The sequence below is a fragment of the Kitasatospora sp. Ki12 genome, assembly GCF_054601375.1.
The window spans coordinates 1,199,078-1,217,185 of the sequence record NZ_BAAIHT010000002.1; the positions used below are offsets into that span (position 1 = coordinate 1,199,078).

Here is an 18,108-nt window from a genome sequence, read left to right on the forward strand (position 1 = left end):
CTACTACCCCTCCTGGTCGGATCCACCGAGGACCGCGACGCGCTTCGCCTCCTCGATCGCGAGCTCGAATCCGGCGTCCGGATCGCGCCACAACCGTTCGGTGGCGAGCACGTGTGCGCGCACCCTCGGGTCGGGGGACGCCGTCGCAGCGCCCAGCACCGGCAGCATCACCTCCCCGAGCGCGATCAGCGCCCGGCTGAGGCTCAGCTGCGTCTCGCGGCCGCCGCGCCCGAGCTGTGTCGCCAACCCTACGGCCAGCCGGTGCTCCTCACCTTCGGGCACCAGGACGACGGCCGCCCGCCAGGCGCTGCGCGCGGCCTCCTCGTCGGGGTCGGCCAGCAGCGCCGGGGTGATCGCCGGCCATGCCCGCCGGTCCCCGATCTTGGACAGGGTGTGCAGCGCCTGGCTCCGCGCCTGGGCCCGCTCCGAGCGGACCTCGACGAGGAGCGGCGGGACGGTCGTCGCCGCCGGGTGGCGGGTGAGCGCCCAGGTCAGCGTCTCGCGCACGGAGAACTCGGGCTCGACCGCGCTCCGCCGGACAAGCGCGCCGACGTACCGGGGGTCCGGGGCCGTGCCGACCGCCAGCGCCGCCCGCAGCCGGACCGACGGGTCGTCGTGCTCCAGGCCCCGGAGCGCCTGGGGCGCGCTCGTGTCTGCCGTCCGCTTGGTCATGCCGGTCATGGGGACCACCTCCTCCGGCTCAGTGAAGGCCTTGTCACCGTGTCAAGGTCAAGGCCGACGTCAAGGCCGACGTCGAGGTCACGGTCAAGCCCGAGGCCGAGCCCGCCGCCGAGCGGAGCCGGGCCGAGCCGCAGCGGGGGTGGCGGTCTTCCCTTCGCCCGCCGGGACCTGCACTGTGGTGGGCGCGGATCCGTCGGACGGGGTGGATGGTGTGGGCGAGCAGCGCGACACGCACAACAGGATCAGTAACAGCACCATCCACGGCAACGTGGTCATGGGCGGCATCATCTCCCTGATGACCGGCCGCGGGCCGCGGCTGCGCCTGCTGGTGGCGGTGGCGTGCGTGCTGGCGCTGCTGGGCGCCGGCACGACGTACTGGGTATTGAAGGCGACGGATGGGGGCACTGGGCCGGTACTCGGCGCCCGTTACGATCCCGAGCACGGTGACGCCGACTCGACCGCGGTGGTCCCCAGGACCGTCAAGCCCGCCGAACTCCCCGCCGTCACCGGCTGCGGCGCCGCCCGGACGTGGTCGCACCAGCAGGGCGCCACGGACGTGGGTGCGTCGCCGCTCTCGCTCTCGATGGTCGGCAACGGCCACACCGTGGCGATCGAGCAGGTGCGGGCGACCATCGTGGGCGAGCCCCGCGACCCGCTGCCCGGCACGATCGTGAACTGCACCGGCCAGGGCGAGGGCAAGAAGGTCGACATGGGCCTCGACCTGGACGCCGCCCAGCCGGTCGCACTGATCGGGGCCGCCGGACCGGTGTCGTTCGCCCCGTTCTTCACCAACAAGTACCTCTACCTGGAGAACCAGAAGCCCGAACTGATCAGCCTCACCGTGCTGGCGACCCGGCACAGCTACGACTACGTGCTCACGGTCGAGGGCACCGTCGACGGCGAACCCCGCACCTGGACGCTGAAGGACGGTGACCGCCCGTTCCGGGTCTCCGGGGTGCGGACGGAACGCGGCACCGAGATCTCGACCCACGGGAGGGGCTGGGAGACCGGCTACGGCAAGGGCGCCGGCGAGCGCATCCGGTGCAACCCCTGCTACGACCAGGACGAGCAGGTGATCCCGGGCACCGCGGTCGCCACCGCTCCGGCCGGCCTCACCTTCTCCTCCGCGCCGGGGGCCGACCCGGTGCAGCCACTCGTCCCGAAGGAGCACCCGGCCGCGGAGACGCCGCCGCTGACGGTCGACGACCACGACGCGGAGTCCGTCGCGGTCGCCTGGGCGGTCACCTCGGGCAGCTTCGACGCGTCCCGCGGCGACACCGGGCCGGCGTCCGTCCTGCGCCGGGTCCGTCCGTACCTGACGCCGGAACTCGCCGCCGCCGGAGGAGGGTTGAACGCCTGCTCGGCGGACGGCACGGTCTGGCCCGCCGATCTGGCCGCCCGCCGGGGCTGGTCGGTGGTGATGTGGGCGACCGCGATGCCCCTGGAGGGCCACACCGATCCGGGCGACCTCACCGGGGACGTGGTCGAGTTGGAGGTCTCCACCAGCTGCGCCTACGTCGCGGCGGACGGCTGGTCCCGCACACCGAACGGGATCAGCGTGCGCACCCGACTCGAACGCCGGCCCGACGGCCGCTACCTGATCTCCGCGACGGAGCTGGTGAGGTACGGCGTCCCGCTGCCCGTCGACCCGACCGCGCAGCCCTGACCGGCCGGCCATAACCATCCGGCCTGACCGGCCTCAGCCCAGCCGCACGTCCCCCGCGACGACGACCTCGCCGAGCCGCGGGAAGTCCAGCTCGACCGAGGCCCGGTGCTCCTCCGCGCTGAGCCCGGTCATCGCGTCCTCCACGAAGACCAGCCGGTAGCCGTGGTCGGCGGCCGCGCGGGCGCTCGACTCGACACCGAGGTTGGTGGCGATCCCGGCGAAGACCAGGGTCTCCACGCCCCGCGCCCGGAGCAGTTCGTGCAGGCCGGTGCCCTGGAAGGCGCCGATGGTGCGCTTCACCACGACCTCGTCGGCCACCGCTTCGACCTCCGCGAGGAGTTCGCTCCCGGGCGGCTGCTCGGCCACGTTCGGCCGCTCGACCCGGACCGCGACGACCGGGGCACCGGCCGCACGGAAGGCCCGGGCGAGCTCCAGCGAGGCGGCCACCACCTCCGAACCGGTGTGCGGCGCGAGCGGGTTGGCGACGATCCGGTCCATCAGGTCGATCAGGACCAGGGCGGTGTCGCGGGGATCAAGGGTGGTCATGGCGCCAACCTAGCCCATCCCCCGCCCCGGCCGGCCCCGCCGCTTCCCGGGCGATCTCCGCGCGGAAGCCCTCGATCATCACGCGCAGCCCGTACTCGAAGTCGGCGTCGTGGTCGGTCATCCGCAGCACGTCGGCCGCCTCGCGCAGCAGCGGGAGCCCGCGCAGCGCGTCGTCCGGGAAGGGCGGCCGCTCGCGGTCCGCGGCGTCCTGCCGCCAGGCCTGCTCTTCCGTGACCCAGCCCATGATGTACCGGTCGACGGTCAGCAGCAGCCGCAGCGCCGTGCGCGGGCGCAGCCCGGCCCGGCAGAGCGCGCCCAGCTGGGCCTCGACGGCCGGGAGTTCGTCCTCGGTGGGCAGGGTGCCGGCGTGCACCCGGGCGCCGTCGCGGTAGGCGAGCAGGGCGCCGCGCTTGGCCCGGGCGTCGGCGGCGATCCACTCGGGCCAGTGCTCCGGGTCCGGTTCGCGGTCGGGTGGGAGGGCTTCGGCGAGCATCGCCTCGGCCATCAGGTCGAGCAGTTCCCGCTTGCTCTTGAAGTGCCAGTACAGCGCCGGTGACTGGACGCCGAGCTCGCGGGCGAGCCGTCGGGTGGTCAGCCCCTCGATGCCCTCCTCGTTGAGCAGGCGCAGCGCGGTGCGCACCACCTCGTCGCGTTGCAGCGCCATCCGTCCACCCTCCCGGGTTAATCGCTTGCCAGGTCCACCTTATCGCCGATAAGTTCCCGAGCCAGGACTTATCGGCGATAAGGACGATCACCACGCCCACACCCGCACTGACTGCACCGACTCCCCCGACGACGACCGACCGCGAAGGGATCACCCCGTATGGCCTCCGCTCCCGACCGCCTCCGGTCCCGGCTGCTGCCGAACACCGCGCCCTGGCGCTCCTCCCGGGACTTCCGCCTGACCTGGACCTCCGGCGCGGTCACCATGCTCGGCTCGACCTTCACCATGACGGCGATCCCCCTGCAGATCGCCCACCTCACCGGCTCGCCGTGGGCCGTGGGCGCGGTCGGCGCGGTCGAGCTCGTGCCCGCCGTGCTGTTCGGCCTCTACGGCGGCGTCCTCGCCGACCGGATGGACCGCCGGACGGTGGCCCTGGTCACCGAAGTGGCGCTGGCCGCGCTGAGCGCCCTGCTGCTGGCCAACGCGCTGCTCGGTACCCCGGCCGTCTGGCCGCTCTACGCCGCGGCCGGGGTCGCGGCGGCCCTGCAGGGCATCCAGCAGCCCTCGGTCGACGCGATGGTCCCCCGGCTGGTGCCGCACGACCAGCTGGTGGCGGCCGGCGTGCTGCTCTCACTGCGCTGGAGCGTCGGCGGGGTGGCCGCCCCGGCCGCCGCCGGGCTGCTGATCGCCACCGCCGGCGTCCCGGCGGCCTATCTGGTCGACCTCGGTACCTTCCTGCTCTCGATCGCGCTGCTCGCCCAGGTCCGGCCCGTCCCCTCGGAGCGGGACGCCGAGAAGCCGCGGCTGGGCGAGTTCGTCGAGGGCGCCCGGTACGCGGCACGTCGGCCCGACCTGATCGGCACCTATCTGGCCGACCTCGCGGCCACCGTCTTCGCCCTGCCCACCGCGCTGTTCCCGTTCCTGGCCGCGGACCTGGACGCGACGTGGGCGCTCGGCCTGCTCTACTCGGCCGGCGCGGCCGGCAGCCTGGTGGCCGCGGCGACGGGCGGCTGGACGGAGCGTGTGCACCGGCACGGCCGGCTGGTCGTGCTCTCCGCCGCCCTGGTCGGCCTGGCGACGGCCGCGGCGGCGTTCGCCCCGGGCTTGTGGGGCGTGCTGCTCTGCCTGGTGGTCGCCGGCGGTGCGCACTGGATCGGGGACACCTTCCGCAGCGCGATCTGGAACCAGTCCATTCCGGACGAACTGCGTGGCCGCGCAGCCGGGTTGGAGATGCTGATCGGCTCCGCCGGGCCCGCCCTGGGCGATCTGCGGGCGGGCGGTCTCGCGGCCCGGCAGGGCATCCGGGCGGCCCTGCGCACCGGCGGCCTGCTCTGCTGCGGCAGCGCCGCGGTCCTGTCCACCGCGATACCCGCGCTCTGGCGCTACGACCAGCGCACGCACCGGGTCGAACCGGCTCCCGACCAGTCGCTCACAGCGTGAGTGCCCGCGTCGACGCCCTGATCGGCGACGGGAGTTCGGTGCGCCCACGTAGGTAGCGGTCCACCGCCGCGGCGGCCGCCCGTCCCTCGGCGATCGCCCAGACGACGAGCGACTGCCCGCGTCCGGCGTCGCCCGCGACGAACACGCCCTCCGTCGCGGTGGCGAAGCCGTCGTCCCTGGGCAGGGTGCCCTCCGACCCGGTGGCGAGACCGAGTTGGCTGAAGAGCCGCTGGTCCGGCTCGGGCCCGGTGAAGCCCAGCGCGAGCAGGACGAGCTGGGCCGGCAGGCTCCGCTCGGTGCCGGTCCGCGGGCTGCGCTCGGCGGGTTCGGCCTCGGCGAACCGGACGGCGGCGAGACGGCCGTCCGGGCCCGCTTCGAAGCCCACGGTGACCGCCGCGAACACCCGGGGGCCGGCCCCGGCCGCGCCGGACTCCTCGTGCGAGGTGGTCTCCCGGTACACCTTGGGGTGAACCGGCCAGGGCTGCCCGGGCGCCCGGCGCTCCGGCGGGCGCGGGTTGATGTCCAGCTGGGTGACCGAGGCGGCGTGCTGGCGCAGCGCCGTGCCCAGGCAGTCGGCCGCGGTGTCCCCACCGCCGACGATCACCACGTGGCGGCCCTCGGCGGAGACCGGCGGGGCCAAGCAGTCGCCCTCGTCCACCCGGTTCGCCCAGGTCAGGTACTCCATCGCCTGGTGCACACCGGGCAGTTCGCGCCCGGGGACGGGCAGCTCCCGGCCGGCGGTCGCGCCCACCGCGACCACCAGCGCGTCGTACCGGGCCCTCAGTTCCTCACCGGGCACGTCCCGGCCGGCCCACACCCCGGTGCGGAACGCGGTGCCCTCGGCCCGCAGCTGTTCGAGCCTCCGCTCCAGGCGGTGCTTCTCCAGCCGGAACGGCGGGATGCCGTAGCGCAGCAGCCCGCCGGGACGGTCGGCCCGCTCGTACACCGTGGTGGCGTGCCCGGCCCGGGTCAGCTGCTGAGCGGCCGCCAGCCCGGCCGGGCCGGAGCCGATCACCGCGACCCGCCGTCCGCCACCCCGCTCGGCACTCCCCGACCACCCGGCACGCCCCGACCGCCCGGAGCCCTCGGAACCCTCCGAACCCCGGGAGCCCCCGGGGCCCTCTGAGTCCCCGGAGCCCTCGGACCCCCCGGGTGGCAACGGCCTGTCCCAGCCCTCCTCCCAGGCCCGGTCGGCGATCGCCAGCTCCACGTTCTTGATCGCCACCGCGGCCCCGTCGATCGCCAGCACGCAGGCGCTCTCGCAGGGCGCCGGGCAGAGCCGCCCGGTGAACTCGGGGAAGTTGTTCGTCGCCAGCAGCCGGGCCGCCGCGGCCCGCCAGTCGGCGGCCGCCACCAGCTGGTTCCACTCCGGCACCAGGTTCCCCAGCGGGCAGGCGCTGTGGCAGAACGGCAGCCCGCAGTCCATGCACCGCTCCGCCTGTCCGCCCACCATCGGCAGCAGGGCCCCCGGCCGGTACACCTCCCGCCGGTCCCCCAGCCGCTCGCGCGCGTCCCGCCGCGCCCGCTCCGCGCGCGGGGTGGTGAAGAAGGCCATCCGGTCTGCCATCGCGGGCCTCCGGCAGGGCGTGCCACTCGGACCGGCGGCCCACCCCGGCGGGCGCACCACCGTGTGGCAACCGTACGCCTGCGAAGCAGCGCGCGAAAGCGGCCGCCGCAGGTACCCGTCCGGGTGGTCCCCGGCCCCGCGCGTGACCGCCGTGAGCACGCCAGGGACAATCTCCCCCATGACCCACACCGTGCTGGTCGCCGAGGACGACCGCGCCATCCGTGACTCGCTCGTCCGCGCCCTGACGCTGGAGGGCTACCGGGTGCGGATCGCCGCGGACGGCACCCAGACCCTGGCCGTCCTCGCCGAGCAGCGCCCGGACGCCCTGGTGCTCGACGTGATGATGCCCGCGCCGGACGGCCTGGAGGTCTGCCGCCGCCTGCGCGCTTCCGGGGACCGCACCCCGGTGCTGATGCTCACCGCCCGGGTCGAGGTCCCGGACCGGATCGCGGGCCTCGACGCCGGGGCCGACGACTACCTGGTCAAGCCCTTCGACGTGGACGAGCTGTTCGCCCGCCTGCGCGCCCTGCTGCGCCGCAACCAGCCCGTCCAGATCGCCGAGTCCCTGACCGTGGCCGACCTGCGGATCGATCCGCCCGCCCGGCGGGCCTGGCGGGCCGGGCAGGAGCTGGAGCTGTCCCGCACCGAGTTCGACCTGCTGGAGCTGTTGGCCCGGAACGCCGGATCCGTCCTGGACCAGGCCACCCTGTACGAGCGGATCTGGGGCTACGACTTCGGCCCCGGCTCGAAGAACCTCGCCGTCTTCATCGGCTACCTGCGCCGCAAGCTCGACCGCCCGGGCATGAGCCCGCTGATCCACACCGTCCGCGGCGTCGGCTACGCGCTGCGCGAGCCGTGACCGGCCAGGGCACGACCGGGCGGGTCGTGCCAGAGCGGGTCGTGACCGGGCGGGTCACGACGGGGCGGGTCACGACGGGGCGAGTCACGATAGGGCGCGCATCGTGACCGCGCGCGTCGTGACCGCCCCGGGACGCCGTCGGCCGCGCCTGCCGCGCCCCGGCCTGCACATCACCCTCTCGCTCGCCTTCGCCGCGATCGCCGCCCTGGTCGCCGTGCTGATCGGCGCCCTCGGCTACCACGCCGCGGCCCGACTGATCCGGGACGACGAGGGCGCCGACTTCACCGCGGCCGTGGCCTCCGTCGACCGCCAGGTCGAACGGCAGACCCTCTTCCCGGGCGACTTCACCGGCCCCGACGGTCTCAGCGACGACCTGCTGCGCCCGATCCGGGTGACGGCGCAGGCGCTCGACCCGAGCGCCCGGGTGCTCCCCGGCACCGCCCGGATCGACCTTCCGCCGACCCCGGCCGACCTCGAACTCGCCCGGGCCGAGGAGCCCGGCCGCACCGAGTCGGGGATGCGCCGGCTGCACGGCGACACCCTGCGGGTGGGGGTGGTCTCGCTCGGCGGCCACCGCGGCGCGGTCCAGATCATCCAGCAGGTCGGTCCGACCGAGCGGCTGCTGGCCGCCCTGCGGTACCGCACCGCCGGGCTGGTGGCTGTGGTCGCGGTGATCGCGGGCGGAGCCGGCTGGCTGCTCGCCCGGTGGATCTCCGGCCGACTGGTCCGACTCACCACCGCGGCCGAACTGGTGGCCGCCAGCGGCCGGTTGGACGTTCCGGTGCCCGCCTCCGGCACGGACGAGGTGGGCCGGCTCGGCCGGGCCTTCGACCGGATGCTGGTCCGGCTCGCCGCCGCCAAGGAGAACCAGCGCCGTCTCGTCCAGGACGCCGGCCACGAGCTGCGCACCCCGCTGACCAGCCTGCGCACCAACCTCTCCGTGCTCCCCGCCATGGACCGGCTGCCACCCGCCGAGCGCGCCGCGCTGATGGCCGATCTGACGGACGAGGCCAGGGAGTTGTCCCAGCTGGTGGAGGAGCTGGTGGCGCTCGCCGCGGACCACCGGGCGGACGAGCACCCGACCGAGGTGGTGCTGTCCGAGGTGGTCCGCGGGGCTGCCGCCCAGGTCCGGCGGCGCAGCGACCGGGAGATCCTGGTGGACGCGGACGACACCGTCGTCATCGCCCGCCCGGACGCACTGGCCCGCGCGGTGGGCAATCTGCTGGACAACGCGGCCAAGTTCGACCCGGCCGGCGCGGGCCCGATCGAGGTGGTGGTGCGCGGGCTGCGGGTGGAGGTCCGCGACCGGGGCCCGGGCATCGACGAGGCCGACCTCGACCGGGTCTTCGACCGCTTCTACCGGGCCACCGCGGCCCGCAGCCTGCCCGGTTCGGGGCTGGGCCTGGCGATCGTGCACGAGGTGGCCCGCGCGCACGGCGGCACCGCCTTCGCCGTCAACCGGGAGGGCGGCGGCGCGGTGATCGGCTTCACGCTCGGCGACTGACCGCGAACGGACCGGGCGCTCGGATCCGGCGCTCGGATCCCGCCCGCGGCCCCGGGCCCGCCGCAGAAAGCGGCCGTCAGACCCGGACGGACGTCAGCAACCCCCGCCCGAGCCAGTCGGCGTCGTCCTTGACCCCCGGCAGGACGAAGAAGTACCCGCCACCGGTCGGTGAGATGTAGTCCACCAGCGGTTCCCCGATGAGCCTGGTCTGGGTGGCCTCGAACTGCCGCACCACGTCCTGCTGGTAGCAGCAGAACACCAGGCCCATGTCCAGGTTGCCCGCCGGGTCGACGCCCCGGTCGTAGTTGAAGCCGCGGCGCAGGATGCGGGAGTCGTCGGTCTCCGCGGTCCGCGGGTTGGCGAGGCGGATGTGCGCGTCGAGCGGGATCGCCTTGCCCTCCGGGTCCTTGGCGTAGTCCGGCGCGTCGGTCTCCTGACGGCCGTCGAGCGGGGCGCCGGTGTCGCGGCGGCGGCCGAACATCTTCTCCTGCTCGGCGAGGGTGACGCGGTCCCAGAACTCGATCAGCATCCGGATGATCCGGATCACCTGGTAGCTGCCGCCGACGGCCCAGGCGGGCTCGCCCGTCGTGCCGTTCACCCAGATCAGCCGGTCCGTCTCCCGGGCGGAGCCGGTGTCCGGGTTGACGATGCCGTCCTTGAAGCCGAGCAGGTTGCGCTGGGCGCCGTCCGGGCGGGACTGGTTCTGGAAGCCGTCGATCCGCCAGAGGATCTGCAGCGCGCCGCGGGTGTGCCGGGTGATGTCGCGCAGCGCGTGCAGCACGGTGTCCTGGCGGTCGGCGCAGATCTGCAGCGAGAGGTCCCCGTGCACCTCGGCGGCCTGTAGGTTGTCGTTGGGGAAGGTCTTCATCGGCGTCAGCTTGAGCGGCTTGGCCTTGGCCAGCCCGTAGCGCTCGTCGAAGAGCGAGGCGCCGACGCCGACCGTGACGGTCAGGTGGTCGGCGGGGACGGTCGGGCCGAGGATGCCGCTGTCCGAGGGAGGCGCGCCGACGCCGAGGTCGGGCGGGGTGCCGCCGGCGGTGAGGAAGCGGATCCGCCCGGTCAGGGTCCTGAGGAGGTCTTCGAGCCCCTTGCGGTCCTGGGCGATCACCTGACAGGAGACGAAGGCCGCGTACCCGGGGGCCGGGGTGATGATCCCGGCCTGGTGCTCGCCGTGGAACGGCACCGCCCCGTTCTTCGCCTGCGAGCCGTCCCCGGCGGAGGCCGGGCCGGCGCCGAGGGTGAGGGCGCCGCCGCCGAGTACGGCGGCCCCGGCCCCGGCACCGAGTGCGGCCCGGACGAAGCTGCGCCGGGCAGGACGGGCCGGACAACCGCCCTCCGCCGGAACCGCGCCGGCCGGCGCAACAGCCTCCGAAGCAATGGCATCCGGCCCGATGGCGTGCGTCCCGACGGCGTCCGGCGCGCCACCCCGAGCAGCGGCGGCGGCGTGCGGGAAGGGGCAGGAACCGGCGGCTGCGGTGTGGTCGGTCATCAGACGGCCTTCCGGATCTCGAGCAGGGCGGGGACGGGAGCGAGGTCTTCGAGCAGCTGCCCGGTGGCGCCGTTCAGCTTGCGGCGGGCGTCGGCGGGCAGCCGGTCGACCGGGGTCCAGCCCTCGGGCCCGTGGGCGGCCGCGAGGAGGTCACCGACCCGTTTCACCCCGCCGTCCACCCGGGCCGGCAGCTGCGGGTCGCGCTCGTCGAGCAGCGGCCGGAGCAGGGTCAGCAGTTCCTGGGTGCCCGCCAGATTGGCCTGGGCGGTGGCCAGGTTGGTGCCGCTGCCCATGTCGGTGTCGCCGGTCAGCTCGAACTGGAGGGTGTTCTCCAGGATCTCGTGGGCGCGCAGCGGCAGGTCGGCCGGGTCGAAGTCCTGGCCGGGGAAGTCCTGTGCCAGCTTGGCGACGTTCTGCGCCAGCTCGTCCGCGACGGGTGTCAGGTCGGCGGCCGACTGGTCGTGCCACAGGCCGTACTCCAGGCGCAGGAAGCCGGTGAATCCGCTGTCCCGGACCTTGTCGGCGAGGCCGTCCGGGCGCCCGTCGATCTTGCCGTCGAGGTCGGCGAAGGTGCCGTAGGCGGCGCCGAGCGAGGCGTACCGCAGGTGCGCGGTGAGCCAGTCGGCCCTGGCGGTGGCGAGGTCGCCGGAGTGGACGTCGTCCTGGAGCTTGCGGGTCTGGGTCACGAGGGTCGCGAGGCCCTGGTCGACGTATTCCTTGTAGCTGTCGAGGGGGCCCTTGAGGTCGTCCTCGGAGACCGGCTTGACGGCCTTGACGGTCTTGACCTCGCCGCCACCGGTGACGCGCACGGCGGCGGAGGTGACGGCGCTGCCGCCGGTGGGCACGCAGCGCCAGGCGTAGTCGCCCGAGCCGATGGTGGCGGTCAGGGCCCGGATGGTGCCGGGGGCCAGGCCCTCGATCTCGCCGTAGACCGCGCCGCTGCCCGGGTCGACCAGGTACACCTCGGAGACCTTGTCGCCGGTGTTGTGCATCTGGAACACCTGCTGGCCGGGGCGCGGGGTGCCGAAGCCCTTTCCGCAGTCCCGTTCGGAGACGGTGACGGTGGCGGAGCTCTCCTGCTTGCCGTCGCTGACCGCGATCACGGCGCCGGCCACCATCACCGGGACGGCGACCAGCGCGGTCGGCAGCACCCAGCGCGGACGGCCTGCGCGCACCCGCCCGGCATCCTCGACCACGGCCCCGGCCGTCCCGGACTCACCCTTCGCGGCCCCACCCTTCGCACTCCCACTCCTCGCCGAAGCCGAAGCCGGAACCGGGCCCGAAGCCGGGCCCGGAGCCGGGCCCGGGGCCGAAGCGCCCGCCCCGCCCCGGACGCCCTCGATGAACATCGTCATCACGACGCCCAGGTACGCGACGTACCCGACGACCTGCAGGACCGTCATGGTGACGGTCAGGTTGAGCGTGCCCTGGACGAGCGTGGCGTACCAGGACGAGGCGTCCAGGTGCCCGCTCAGGTCGAAGGCGTACGTGCTCCCGCCGCCGACCAGCCCGGACTCCTGGAGGTCGCGCAGTCCGTAGCCGAGCACGCCGGCCGCGACGACGATCAGTCCGGCGCCGGTGACGGTGAAGAACCGGGTGAGGTTCATCTTCAGCGCCCGCCGGTACAGGCCCCAGCACAGGACGGTCGAGAGCACCAGGCCGACGGCGGCGCCGAGCAGCGGGCCGGTGGACTCCCCGGCGGTGCGCACGTTCGTCCACAGGAAGAGCGAGGTCTCCAGGCCTTCGCGGGCGACGGCGAGGAAGCTGGTGAGGACCAGTGCGCCCGCGCCCATCGCCAGCGAGGCCTGGACCTTCTCCTTCAGTTCGGCGGAGAGGGTGCGCGCGGAGCGGCGCATCCAGAACACCATCGCGGTGACGAAGCCGACCGCGATCAGACTGAGCACCCCGCCGAACGCCTCCTGGGCGTGGCCGGAGAGGTTGGCGGCGGTGAAGGTGAGCACCGCACCGAAGCTGAGACTGAGCGCGAGGGCGGCCGCGACGCCCGTCCACACCTGGGGCAGCCGGGCCTTCTGGCCCGCCCGGACCAGCGTGGCGACCAGGATCGACACGATCAGTCCGGCTTCCAGGCCTTCGCGCAACCCGATCAGGAAGCTGGGAAACGCCTCGTCCCACATGCAGCGGGCTCCTCCCCCGGGCCCGGCCCGGACCGTCACCTGTCCCCGCCCCGCCACGACGGCGGCGCGGCGCCACAGTCGAACGCCCCGGACGTCACGGTCCAGGGCGCCGACTTAGCTTAGGCAAACCTTAGAGCCGCACTGGTCAACTGCAACCCCAGCGCGAGTAAGGGTTGGGTATGGGGACGGCCGCGCCCTCCCCGACGGGGCGCCGGCCCATCACCCGTCAGCCCACCGCCCGTCAGGCCGTCGGACCGTCACCCCCACCATTGCTCGGGCACCGGCTCGGGCTCGGCCGGGACCGTCACCGGTTCGGCGGAGCGCACCAGCAGGTCGCCCGCCTCCGTCGCGGCGACCAGGTAGCCGCACTCGCGCAGCACGAGCGCGGCCGCGTCGCTGAGTGCCGCGCGCGCCTCCCGGGTGGGCGGGCCGTCCGGGTCCGCGCCCGGCGTCCAGCCGACCACCACACCCTCGGGGTGGTGGCCGATCCACAGCGGTGAGGGGCCCGGCTCGGTGTCGAACCCGGCGCGGGCCAGGGCCCCGGTGACGTCCTCGAAGAGTTCACGGTGATCCACCATTGGCGCAGCGTAGGCCGTCGACCGCGCGACCCCCGGACGCGGCGCGCGCCGAATCGGTTCAGCGGCACCCGACCGCAGCATCGACCCCCGTTGGGCCGAGCGGCGGCCAGCCGATCGGGCGCCGGGAACCCCCGTAAGGCCCGACACGAGCGGCCGGACGGGCCGATGGACGTGCACAGTCGGTCCCCTGCCGACAGCATGTCAGAGTAAGCGATCCATCACCCTGAGCAACGAGTCCAGCGGGCCGACCCGGTCCGCGCGCCGGTCCGACCGGCAGGCCCGTATCGAGAGGTCCCATGATCACAACACTTCGCCGGCCGGCGCTCCCGCCGACGGGGCTCCCTCACGGCACGCCGAGGACGCCGGGGAGCCCGTCGTGAGAGCCGACCAGCAGTCGCAGCCGGGACCGGTGACCAGCACGCGCGCCAAACCGTCGAACGCGGGTGAGGCGCTGGCCGACTGGACCGACGGCCGGCTCGGCATCTACTCCCTGGCCAAGGCCAATCTGCGCAAGATCTTCCCGGACCACTGGTCCTTCATGCTGGGCGAGGTCGCGCTCTACACCTTCGTCATCATCATCCTGACCGGTGTCTGGCTGACCCTCTTCTTCAACCCGAGCATGGGCGAGGTCGTCTACGACGGCTCCTACGTCCCGCTCAAGGGCATCCCGATGTCGGAGGCCTACGCGTCGACGATGAGGATCAGCTTCGAGGTGCGCGGCGGCCTGCTGATGCGCCAGATCCACCACTGGGCGGCGATCGTCTTCATCGCCTCGATGTTCACCCACATGATGCGGGTGTTCTTCACCGGCGCGTTCCGCAAGCCCCGCGAGATCAACTGGGTCTTCGGCGCGCTGCTGCTCTTCCTCGGCATGTTCGACGGCTTCATGGGCTACTCGCTGCCGGACGACCTGCTCTCCGGCACCGGCATCCGCTTCATGGAGGGCGCCGTCCTCGCCGTCCCGATCGTCGGCACCTACCTGCAGTTCTTCATGTTCGGCGGCGAGTTCCCGGGCCACGACATCATCCCGCGGCTGTTCACCGTCCACATCCTGCTGATCCCGGGCGTCATGCTCGGGCTCCTGGTGGCGCACCTGATCCTGGTCTTCTACCACAAGCACACCCAGTTCGCCGGACCCGGCCGGACCAACCAGAACGTCGTCGGCATGCCGCTGATGCCGGTCTACATGGCCAAGGCGGGCGGCTTCTTCTTCCTGGTCTTCGGCGTGGTCGCGGTCATGTCGGCGATCGCCACGGTCAACCCGATCTGGGCGTACGGCCCGTACCGGCCCGACCAGGTGTCCACGGACGCCCAGCCGGACTGGTACATGGGCTTCTCCGAGGGCCTGATCCGGGTGATGCCGGGCTGGGAGATCAGCGTCTGGGGCGGCCACACCCTGAACCTCGGGGTGTTCGTCCCGCTGATGATCTTCCCGACCGTGCTGATGGTCCTCTGGGGCTGGCCGTTCCTGGAGGCCTGGGTCACCGGGGACCGCGGTGAGCACCACATCGCCGACCGTCCGCGCAACGCCCCGGTCCGCACCGCGTTCGGCGCCGCCTGGATCAGCCTCTACCTGATCCTGCTGGCCGGCGGCGGCAACGACCTGCTGGCCACCCACTTCCACCTGTCGATCAACGCGATCACCTACGCGGTGCGGGCCGGCTTCTTCGCCCTGCCGGTGATCGTCTTCGTGATCACCAAGCGGTGGTGCCTTGGCCTGCAGCGCAGGGACAAGGAGAAGGTGCTGCACGGCCGGGAGACCGGCGTCATCAAGCGGCTCCAGCACGGCGAGTTCGTCGAGATCCACGCCCCGCTGCCGCAGGGCCGGCTCTTCACCCTCACCTCGCACGACCAGCCGCAGCCGGACGTCCTGCCGCCCGCGGTGGACGAGAACGGGGTGGTCCGCAAGACCGGTCTGCTGACCCGCGCCCGGGTGAAGCTGTCCCGCGGCTTCTACGGCCGGGAGAGCCAGATCGCCAAGCCCACGGCGGAGGAGCACGCCGAGGTCACGAGCGGCCACGGCCACCACTGACCCCTCCCGGGGGCACGACGAGGGCCCGCTGCGCCGACGGCACAGCGGGCCCTCGTCGTTCGGGCCGCCCCTGGAACCTCAGCCCCGCAGGGCCGCCGGGACGACGGCGAACAGCGCGGCGGCGACGGTGACGGAGAGGCAGAGCGCCGCCCAGCGGGTGCAGATCCGGCGGCACTCGGCCCGGTAGCGGGCGGCCAGTCGGCGGCAGCGCTCCACCGCGCGGTCGACGACCTCCTCGGCGTAGCGCAGCCGGTCGGCGGTGTAGGCCTGTTCGAGGTTCTCCCGTTCCGCGGCCGGCAGCCAGGGGAACTGCGCGGCGAAGGCGCGGGCGTCCCGCTCGGCCGCCGCGACCTCCGCCTCCCAGGCCAGGTAGCCCTCGATCCGGGCGAACTCCACCCGGGAGTCCGCCCGGGGCTCTTCCCGGGAGTCCGCCCGGCGGGCGTTCCCGGCGGGCTTGCCCTGGCGGGGGTTCCGCGCGCGCGGCGGACGCTGCCTGCCACCCATGGCCGCTCCTCAAGTCCTGTCGGGCCGTCCCGCCGGAATGTGCGGGGCCGAACCCCCGGGCGGAATCGCTCCGCGATCAGGCAACTACTACCAGCGACAAATCGCAGGTGGCGAGCGGCTCGCCACGGCCCCGTACGCCGAGAAAAAGTTGCGCGCTACGCACTATTGCGCGTTGCGCACCTTTTGCCGGACAGTGGTGGCCATGACGACGGATCAACCCGGCCTGCGGGAACGGAAGAAGGCCGCGACCCGGGAGGCACTGAGCTGGGCCGCCCTGCGCCTGGCGGTGGAACGGGGACTGGAGAACGTCCGGGTGGAGGACATCGCGGCCGAGGCCGGGGTGTCGCCCCGCACGTACAACAACTACTTCTCCAGCAAGGCCGAGGCGATCGTCTTCCGGCACCGCGACCGCGTCCGGCGGGCCGCCGGAGCGCTGCGGGGACGGCCGGCCACCGAGCCGCTCTGGGAGGCACTGACCCGGGCCCTGCTCGAACCGTTCGGGGACACGGCCGAGCAGCCGCACCCGCGCTGGACCGCCGCCGTCCGGCTGCTGCTGAGCGAACCGGCGCTCCAGGCCGAGCTGTGGCGCGGCGGGGCCGAGGAGGCCCAGCTCGCGGCCGCCGTGGCCGCCCGGACAGGGACCGACCCGGACCGGGACCTCTACCCGAAGCTGGTCGCCGCGGCGGCCATGGCCGCGGTCAAGGCCGCCAACGACCAGTACCTGACCGCGGACCCGCCGGCGCCGTTCCAGCCGCTGTTCACCGAGGCGCTGCGCCTGCTGGCAGCCGGGCTGCCCGATCCGTCGACCCGATGAAACCGTCTTCTCAGAGGGGGACCCGAGATGATCCACGACGTCGCCGTCGTCGGCGCCGGTCCGAACGGGCTGATGCTGGCCTGCGAGCTGGCACTGGCCGGGATCCGTCCGGTGGTGCTGGAACGGCTGCCCGAACGCTCGCCGGCCCAGAAGGCCAACGGCCTCGTCGGCCAGGTGATCCGGTTGCTCGACCACCGGGGCCTGTACGAGCCGCTCGCCGGCCCGGGCACCCCGCGACCCGTGCCGCGCTTCGTGTTCGGCGCCTTCCCGCTGGACCTGCGACAGCTCGACGGCAACCCGCTGTACGCACTGCCGGTGCCGCAGCACCGGATCGAGGAAGTCCTCGAGGAGCGCGCCCGCGGGCTCGGCATCGCCGTACGCCGCGGCTGCGAGCTCACCGGCCTCGCCCAGGACGCGACGGGAGTGACGATCGACTGCCAAGGCCCGGACGGTGACGGGCGGTTGCGCGCCCGCTACCTGGTCGGCGCCGACGGCGGACGCAGCACCGTCCGCAAGCTGGCCGGGATCGGCTTCCCCGGGGTCACCTCGCCCGACCCGGTCTCACGCATCGCGCACGTGCTGCTCCCGGAGGAGGTGCGCACCACCGACACCGGCGAGTTCCTGCTGCCCGGCTGCCCGACCCCGTTCCGACCGTTCACCCACACCCGTACCGAGCACGGCGTCTTCGTCATCGCCCCCTTCGGCCCGGACGCCACCATGGTCGCCACGTCGGAGTGGGGCGGCCCGACGCCCGCCGAGGAGAGCCCGCTCACCCTGGACGAACTGCGCGCCAGCATCCGCCGGGTGACCGGCGCCGACCTGGCGCTCACCCCGGCCCGCACGCCCGGCCCGCTCACCCCGCGCCGCCAGGTCGGCCACAACACCCGGCTCGCCGAACGCTACCGGCAGGGCCGTGTCCTGCTGGTCGGCGACGCCGCGCACGTGCACGCCGCGACCGGCGGCCCGGGCCTCAACCTCGGCCTGCAGGACGCCGCCAACCTCGGCTGGAAGCTCGCCGCCGAACTCTCCGGATGGGCCCCGCCCGGCCTGCTGGACAGCTACCACGACGAGCGGCACCCGATCGGCGAGCGGGTCTTCATGCACTCGCAGGCCCAGATGGCGCTGATGGCCCCGGGCCCCGGGACCACGGCGGTGCGCGCCCTGTTCGGCGAACTGCTGTCGCACCCGGACAACCTCGGCCGGATCACCGCGCTGATGGCGGGCAGCGACATCCGCTACGACACCGGCTGCCCGCACCCGCTCGCCGGACGGTTCGCGCCGGACCTCGCGCTCGGCACCGCCGCCGGGCCCGTCCGGCTCGCCGAACTCGCCCGCACCGGACGCCCCTTGCTGCTCGACCTTGGCGGCGGCAAGCACGCGGACGGCGCGGCCGGGTGGCGGGACCGGGTGGACACCGTGGTCGCCGACTGCGCCGAACCGCCCGCCGGCGCCCTGCTGCTGCGCCCGGACGGGTACGTCGCCTGGGCGTCGGAAGCCGGCGACACCGATCCGGACGGCCTCGCCGAGGCCCTGCGCACCTGGTTCGGCGACGCCCGCGGCTGAGTCGCGGCCACCGCTGCGCCACGCCCACGGCTGAGTACGCGCACGTGGTCGCGGTGTTCACCGGTG

General features: G+C 74.0%; 15 protein-coding genes. 7 read left to right on the forward strand and 8 right to left on the reverse strand.

Annotation, left to right across the window (positions count from 1 at the left end):
- Nucleotides 1-3 precede the first annotated feature (3 nt).
- The gene (locus ACYP53_RS22915) at nucleotides 4-672 is read right to left on the reverse strand and encodes a HEAT repeat domain-containing protein (protein ID WP_373313785.1); all 669 of its coding nucleotides are present in this window, start codon (nucleotides 670-672) and stop codon (nucleotides 4-6) included.
- 220 nt (nucleotides 673-892) lie between these two features.
- Here ACYP53_RS22915 and ACYP53_RS22920 point away from each other — a divergent pair, with 220 nt between their 5' ends.
- A complete protein-coding gene (locus ACYP53_RS22920; protein WP_459648772.1) occupies nucleotides 893-2,347 on the forward strand; it encodes a hypothetical protein in 1,455 nt (484 codons plus the stop codon).
- Nucleotides 2,348-2,380: 33 nt separating this feature from the next.
- On the opposite strand, the gene ACYP53_RS22925 is transcribed toward ACYP53_RS22920, so the two are convergent.
- Nucleotides 2,381-2,893, reverse strand: a complete 513-nt coding sequence (locus ACYP53_RS22925) for an isochorismatase family protein (RefSeq protein WP_189918770.1) — start codon at nucleotides 2,891-2,893, stop codon at nucleotides 2,381-2,383.
- Complete coding sequence (locus ACYP53_RS22930; RefSeq protein ID WP_459648773.1) at nucleotides 2,880-3,557, reverse strand: TetR/AcrR family transcriptional regulator C-terminal domain-containing protein; 678 nt, start codon at nucleotides 3,555-3,557, stop codon at nucleotides 2,880-2,882. The genes ACYP53_RS22925 and ACYP53_RS22930 overlap by 14 nt, the downstream gene beginning before the upstream one ends.
- Before the next feature lie 159 nt (nucleotides 3,558-3,716).
- On the opposite strand from ACYP53_RS22930, the gene ACYP53_RS22935 reads away from it, so the two are divergent.
- Nucleotides 3,717-4,997: an MFS transporter gene (locus ACYP53_RS22935; RefSeq protein ID WP_459648774.1), complete on the forward strand. Its 1,281-nt coding sequence runs from the start codon at nucleotides 3,717-3,719 to the stop codon at nucleotides 4,995-4,997.
- Here ACYP53_RS22935 and ACYP53_RS22940 read toward each other — a convergent pair.
- Entirely contained in the window at nucleotides 4,987-6,564 is a 1,578-nt protein-coding gene (locus ACYP53_RS22940; protein ID WP_459648775.1) for a glutamate synthase subunit beta, read from the reverse strand. The two genes, ACYP53_RS22935 and ACYP53_RS22940, sit on opposite strands and share 11 nt — an antisense overlap.
- A 178-nt stretch (nucleotides 6,565-6,742) precedes the next feature.
- On the opposite strand from ACYP53_RS22940, the gene ACYP53_RS22945 reads away from it, so the two are divergent.
- The gene (locus ACYP53_RS22945) at nucleotides 6,743-7,423 is read left to right on the forward strand and encodes a response regulator transcription factor (protein ID WP_189918776.1); all 681 of its coding nucleotides are present in this window, start codon (nucleotides 6,743-6,745) and stop codon (nucleotides 7,421-7,423) included.
- Nucleotides 7,424-7,526: 103 nt separating this feature from the next.
- Nucleotides 7,527-8,927, forward strand: coding sequence for a HAMP domain-containing sensor histidine kinase (locus ACYP53_RS22950; protein WP_459648776.1), 1,401 nt, complete (start codon nucleotides 7,527-7,529; stop codon nucleotides 8,925-8,927).
- A 76-nt stretch (nucleotides 8,928-9,003) separates the two neighbouring features.
- On the opposite strand, the gene efeB is transcribed toward ACYP53_RS22950, so the two are convergent.
- From efeB to ACYP53_RS22965, 3 genes are all read right to left on the reverse strand, one after another.
- Nucleotides 9,004-10,305, reverse strand: coding sequence for an iron uptake transporter deferrochelatase/peroxidase subunit (efeB, locus tag ACYP53_RS22955; RefSeq protein ID WP_459649812.1), 1,302 nt, complete (start codon nucleotides 10,303-10,305; stop codon nucleotides 9,004-9,006).
- Between the two features lie 110 nt (nucleotides 10,306-10,415).
- Entirely contained in the window at nucleotides 10,416-12,551 is a 2,136-nt protein-coding gene (gene efeU / locus ACYP53_RS22960; protein ID WP_459648777.1) for an iron uptake transporter permease EfeU, read from the reverse strand.
- Between the two features lie 257 nt (nucleotides 12,552-12,808).
- Complete coding sequence (locus tag ACYP53_RS22965) at nucleotides 12,809-13,129, reverse strand: hypothetical protein (RefSeq protein WP_189918782.1); 321 nt, start codon at nucleotides 13,127-13,129, stop codon at nucleotides 12,809-12,811.
- Between the two features lie 409 nt (nucleotides 13,130-13,538).
- Here ACYP53_RS22965 and qcrB point away from each other — a divergent pair, with 409 nt between their 5' ends.
- Nucleotides 13,539-15,161: a cytochrome bc1 complex cytochrome b subunit gene (gene qcrB, locus ACYP53_RS22970; RefSeq protein WP_189918957.1), complete on the forward strand. Its 1,623-nt coding sequence runs from the start codon at nucleotides 13,539-13,541 to the stop codon at nucleotides 15,159-15,161.
- 78 nt (nucleotides 15,162-15,239) lie between these two features.
- Here the strand turns inward: qcrB and ACYP53_RS22975 are convergent, their stop codons facing one another.
- Nucleotides 15,240-15,665: a hypothetical protein gene (locus ACYP53_RS22975; RefSeq protein ID WP_459648778.1), complete on the reverse strand. Its 426-nt coding sequence runs from the start codon at nucleotides 15,663-15,665 to the stop codon at nucleotides 15,240-15,242.
- 202 nt (nucleotides 15,666-15,867) lie between these two features.
- Between ACYP53_RS22975 and ACYP53_RS22980 the strand changes: the two genes are divergently transcribed.
- Together ACYP53_RS22980 and ACYP53_RS22985 are read left to right on the forward strand one after the other, a co-directional pair.
- Nucleotides 15,868-16,479: a TetR/AcrR family transcriptional regulator gene (locus ACYP53_RS22980; RefSeq protein ID WP_189918786.1), complete on the forward strand. Its 612-nt coding sequence runs from the start codon at nucleotides 15,868-15,870 to the stop codon at nucleotides 16,477-16,479.
- A 27-nt stretch (nucleotides 16,480-16,506) separates the two neighbouring features.
- Complete coding sequence (locus ACYP53_RS22985; RefSeq protein ID WP_459648779.1) at nucleotides 16,507-18,042, forward strand: FAD-dependent monooxygenase; 1,536 nt, start codon at nucleotides 16,507-16,509, stop codon at nucleotides 18,040-18,042.
- Nucleotides 18,043-18,108 lie beyond the last annotated feature (66 nt).

Coding starts and splice junctions, on each gene's coding strand:
- ACYP53_RS22930 (WP_459648773.1), bottom strand. CDS start 3,557: ATGGCGCTGCAACGCGACGAGGTGGTGCGCACCGCGCTGCGCCTGCTC.
- ACYP53_RS22975 (WP_459648778.1), bottom strand. CDS start 15,665: ATGGGTGGCAGGCAGCGTCCGCCGCGCGCGCGGAACCCCCGCCAGGGC.
- ACYP53_RS22940 (WP_459648775.1), bottom strand. CDS start 6,564: ATGGCAGACCGGATGGCCTTCTTCACCACCCCGCGCGCGGAGCGGGCG.
- ACYP53_RS22915 (WP_373313785.1), bottom strand. CDS start 672: ATGACCAAGCGGACGGCAGACACGAGCGCGCCCCAGGCGCTCCGGGGC.
- ACYP53_RS22925 (WP_189918770.1), bottom strand. CDS start 2,893: ATGACCACCCTTGATCCCCGCGACACCGCCCTGGTCCTGATCGACCTG.
- ACYP53_RS22985 (WP_459648779.1), top strand. CDS start 16,507: ATGATCCACGACGTCGCCGTCGTCGGCGCCGGTCCGAACGGGCTGATG.
- ACYP53_RS22980 (WP_189918786.1), top strand. CDS start 15,868: ATGACGACGGATCAACCCGGCCTGCGGGAACGGAAGAAGGCCGCGACC.
- ACYP53_RS22945 (WP_189918776.1), top strand. CDS start 6,743: ATGACCCACACCGTGCTGGTCGCCGAGGACGACCGCGCCATCCGTGAC.
- efeU (WP_459648777.1), bottom strand. CDS start 12,551: ATGTGGGACGAGGCGTTTCCCAGCTTCCTGATCGGGTTGCGCGAAGGC.
- ACYP53_RS22965 (WP_189918782.1), bottom strand. CDS start 13,129: ATGGTGGATCACCGTGAACTCTTCGAGGACGTCACCGGGGCCCTGGCC.
- ACYP53_RS22935 (WP_459648774.1), top strand. CDS start 3,717: ATGGCCTCCGCTCCCGACCGCCTCCGGTCCCGGCTGCTGCCGAACACC.